Annotated in this window: 2 protein-coding genes and 1 pseudogene; 2 read left to right on the forward strand and 1 reads right to left on the reverse strand. The window is 73.8% G+C overall.

From position 1 onward, the window contains the following. Positions 1-157 precede the first annotated feature (157 nt). Positions 158-1,222: a succinyl-diaminopimelate desuccinylase gene (dapE, locus tag ACYQ8K_RS29825; protein WP_459974948.1), complete on the forward strand. Its 1,065-nt coding sequence runs from the start codon at positions 158-160 to the stop codon at positions 1,220-1,222. On the opposite strand, the gene ACYQ8K_RS29830 is transcribed toward dapE, so the two are convergent. After that, positions 1,219-3,345 carry an AAA family ATPase gene (locus ACYQ8K_RS29830; RefSeq protein WP_459974949.1) on the reverse strand — a complete coding sequence of 709 codons (2,127 nt, stop codon included), beginning with the start codon at positions 3,343-3,345 and terminating at the stop codon, positions 1,219-1,221. The genes dapE and ACYQ8K_RS29830 overlap by 4 nt on opposite strands. An 88-nt stretch (positions 3,346-3,433) precedes the next feature. On the opposite strand from ACYQ8K_RS29830, the pseudogene ACYQ8K_RS29835 reads away from it, so the two are divergent. Next, positions 3,434-3,574: pseudogene (locus tag ACYQ8K_RS29835) on the forward strand (TIGR00730 family Rossman fold protein); the annotation flags it as partial.

The raw sequence follows: 3,574 nt of genomic DNA on the forward strand, positions 1-3,574 counted from the left end.
GCTGCGCCCGGCTTCGCCGCGCTGGCGATCGCCACTGGGTCGAGGGTGGCGACCCGCTGCGCCCGGCTTCGCCGCGCTGGCGATCGCCACTGGGTCGAGGGTGGCGACCCGCTGCGCCCGGCTTCGCCGCGCTTGCGATCGCCACTACCCTGAGACCGTGCTGGACTTACGCGGAGATCCGATCGCGCTGACCGCCGCGCTGGTCGACATCCCCAGCGAATCGCGGGACGAAGCACGGCTGGCCGACGCGGTCGAGGCCGCGCTGCGCGCCCAGGCCCCCGGGTTCGAGATCGTTCGCAACGGCAACGCCGTGTTGGCACGCACCAACCACGGGCGGCCGTCACGGGTCCTGCTGGCCGGGCACCTGGACACCGTGCCGGTGGCCGGGAACCTGCCCAGCCGCCGCGAGGGCGGCGACCTGTACGGCTGCGGCACGGCGGACATGAAGTCCGGGGACGCGGTCTTTCTGCATCTCGCCGCCACCGTGGCCGAACCCGTGCACGATCTCACGCTGGTGATGTACGACTGCGAGGAAATCGACGCCGCGGCAAACGGATTGGGCCGCATCGAACGCGAGCTGCCGGACTGGCTTGCCGCCGACGTGGCGATTCTGGGCGAGCCCACCGGCGGCTACATCGAGGCCGGCTGCCAGGGCACCCTGCGCGTGGTGGTCAGCGCCACCGGAACCCGTGCGCACTCGGCGCGATCCTGGTTGGGCGACAACGCGATTCACAAGCTCGGCGCCGTGCTGGAGCGCCTGGCCGCATACGACGCGCGTAGCGTCGACATCGACGGCTGCGTCTACCGCGAGGGCCTGTCGGCCGTGCGCATCGACGGCGGCGTGGCGGGCAACGTCATTCCCGACGCGGCCGCGGTGACGGTCAACTTCCGTTTCGCCCCCGACCGGTCGCTGCCCGAGGCGCTGCAACACGTGCACGAGGTGCTCGCCGGACTCGACGTGCACATCGAACAGACCGATGCGGCGGCCGGCGCGCTGCCCGGACTGGCCCAACCCGCCGCCAAGGCCCTGGTCGAGGCGGCCGGCGGCAACGTCCGGGCCAAGTACGGCTGGACCGACGTGGCGCGGTTCGCCGCGCTGGGCATACCGGCGGTCAACTTCGGCCCGGGCGATCCCAACCTGGCGCACAAGCGCGACGAACGGGTCGCGGTCGCCAACATCACCGCCGCGGTGGACGTGCTGCGCGGCTACCTGAGCGGCTAAGCCGTCCCGGCACCGCGCCGCTGCGCCTGCGCGGCGGCGTCGGCCGCGGCCGCGTGCATGCCGATCGAGGTCAGCTCGTCCGACACCGCCCGCAGGCCGGCGTCATCGCCGGCGGCCAGCGCGCGGGCATGGGCGAGCGCTATTCTGCCTGCGACGCAGTCGATCTCGGTGCAGAGCCGGGCCAAAGGATCGGCGGCCCGGGTGTCGCCGAGTCGCACGGCCTCATGCCAGACGCGCAGCGCCACGCCCCGCTGGCCGCCGCGTTCGGCCGTCCGGGCGGCGTCGCGCGCGGCGGCCACCGCGCCGTGTGTGTCGCGCACCAAGGCCAGCCGCCACGCCCGCGCCACCCCGAGCTCGGGCGCGAACAGCGCCGACTTGGTGCCGTGCCGGGATTCAGCCCTGCTCAACGCCTTTGCCGCGGCGGCGGTGTCGCCCCGCTGGGCCAGCGCGGTGGCCAGCAGCGTCAGCGACAGCGGGCCCCACGAGTATCCGGTGCGCTCCAGGGTGGCGGCCGCAGGAGCCAATAATGCTGCCGCAGTAGCGAATTCGCCGCCCGCGATCAGCACGTGCGCCAGCAGCACCTCGCCGATGGCGCGGCCCGGCTGTTGCAGCTCGGCGAAGTCGGTGAATTGCTGAGCCAGCCGGCGGGCATGGTCGGGGTGGCCTGCCATCAACAGCGCGGTGGTCTGACCCAGCCCGATGGTGAAGCGCAGCAGGCCCGGGTGTTCGGCGGCCAGCGCGCGCTGCGCCAACGGCTCGACGTCATCGAAGCGGCCTTCGCGCGCCGCGCACAAGGCGCCGGCGCTGGCCGCCCAGGCCACCGCCTGGTCGTCGGCCGCCGGCGATGCGAGGACGTCGCCGGCGACCTTCACGGCGTGTCCGACGTTGCCCGCGTTCATCGCGAAGGTCGCGCTGAGCGCGTCCAGCGTGGTCCGCGGGCCGGTGTCGGTGACCCGGTTGCGCACGGTCCGCAGGAACGCGGTGGCGCGTTCGGGCTCGCTGAGCATCCAGAACTGGTTCGCCGCCCGCAGCAGTGCCCAGTCCATCAGCGCCGCTTCGGTCAACGCGGTGGAGTCGACGTCGGCCAGCACCGAATCGGCCTCCCGGCCGCGGCCCTGCCAGGCCAGGGCGTGCGCCAGCGCGAGCCGCGCCGCCAACCCGCCGGACCGCTGCAGCGCCGACCGGGCCAGCCGTTCGCCCAGCGCCAGGTCGCCCAGCCGCAGCGCCTGCTGGGCGGCGGCGGCGACGTCGGCGACCCGCGGGGGAGTGTCGCTGTCCAGCGCCAGCGACACCAGCCGCAACCGGTCACTGAGGTGCTCGGACGGCCGCCGCGACAGCAGCTCGACCAGCTCGGTGCGTCGTTGCCGGGCGTCGTCGGGGTCCAGCGCGGCCCGCGTCCGCTCGGCGAACAGCGGGTGGGCCGTGTAGACGACCGGGTCGCCCGACGACCCGCCGCGCACCCGGGTCTCCGCGGCGCCCCACGTCACCGCGTCGGCCACGGCGCCGTCGCCGGCGAGCGCGGTCAGGTCGGCGACCGAGAGCGGCTCCGCGACGGCGAGGTACTCCAGCACCGACCGCGCCGCCGCGGGGAGCTCGGCGAGGAACGCGTTGATCTCGGCCGGCGCGGTCGCTCCGCCGGGCGGCTCGATGTCGATCCGGGTGAGCAGGCCGTCGTTCCACAGCGCGGCGATCGCCTCGGGGGCGGAGTCGGCCTGCGCGGTGACGATGAGCCGTCCCGCGCCGTCGCGCGCCAGCTGGTAGACCAGCGTGGCCGACAGCACGTCCAGGTGTTGGGCGTCGTCGACGATCAGCAGCAGGTCGTCGCCGCCCAGCGAGGCCCGCGCCGCCCGCAACAGCGCGGCCGGCTTGCCGAGGTCGGCGATCTGCACCAGATGGCTGAACGCCCCGAACGGGACGGTGCGTTCGGTCGGGGTGCCGGTGACCCAGCGGATGACCGTGTTCGGGTGCCGGCCGGCGAACCGCTCCGCGGCCATCCGGGCCAGTGTGGATTTGCCGACGCCGTCGGGTCCCAGCACCGCCGCCCCCCGCGCCCCGTCGGCCAATGCCGCGTCCAGCCGCTCTGAGGCCGTCGCATGTTGGGGGACGTTCCATCGAATCGGCACTGCCGAATTTTATGGTGCACGTGCGGGGCGGCAGGGCGAAAGCCCCAGATATGACGGGCCGCATGCGGTTGGTCTACCTTTGGCGGATATGCCCGGCCAACGCGATTCGTCCAGCGAATGGTCGGTGTGTGTGTACTGCGCATCCGGCCCGGAGCATCCCGAATTGCTCGGAGTCGCTGCGGAACTCGGCGAGGCGATCGCCGAGCGCGGCTGGACGCTGGTGTGGGGC

It is taken from the genome of Mycobacterium sp. MUNTM1, from assembly GCF_054660795.1.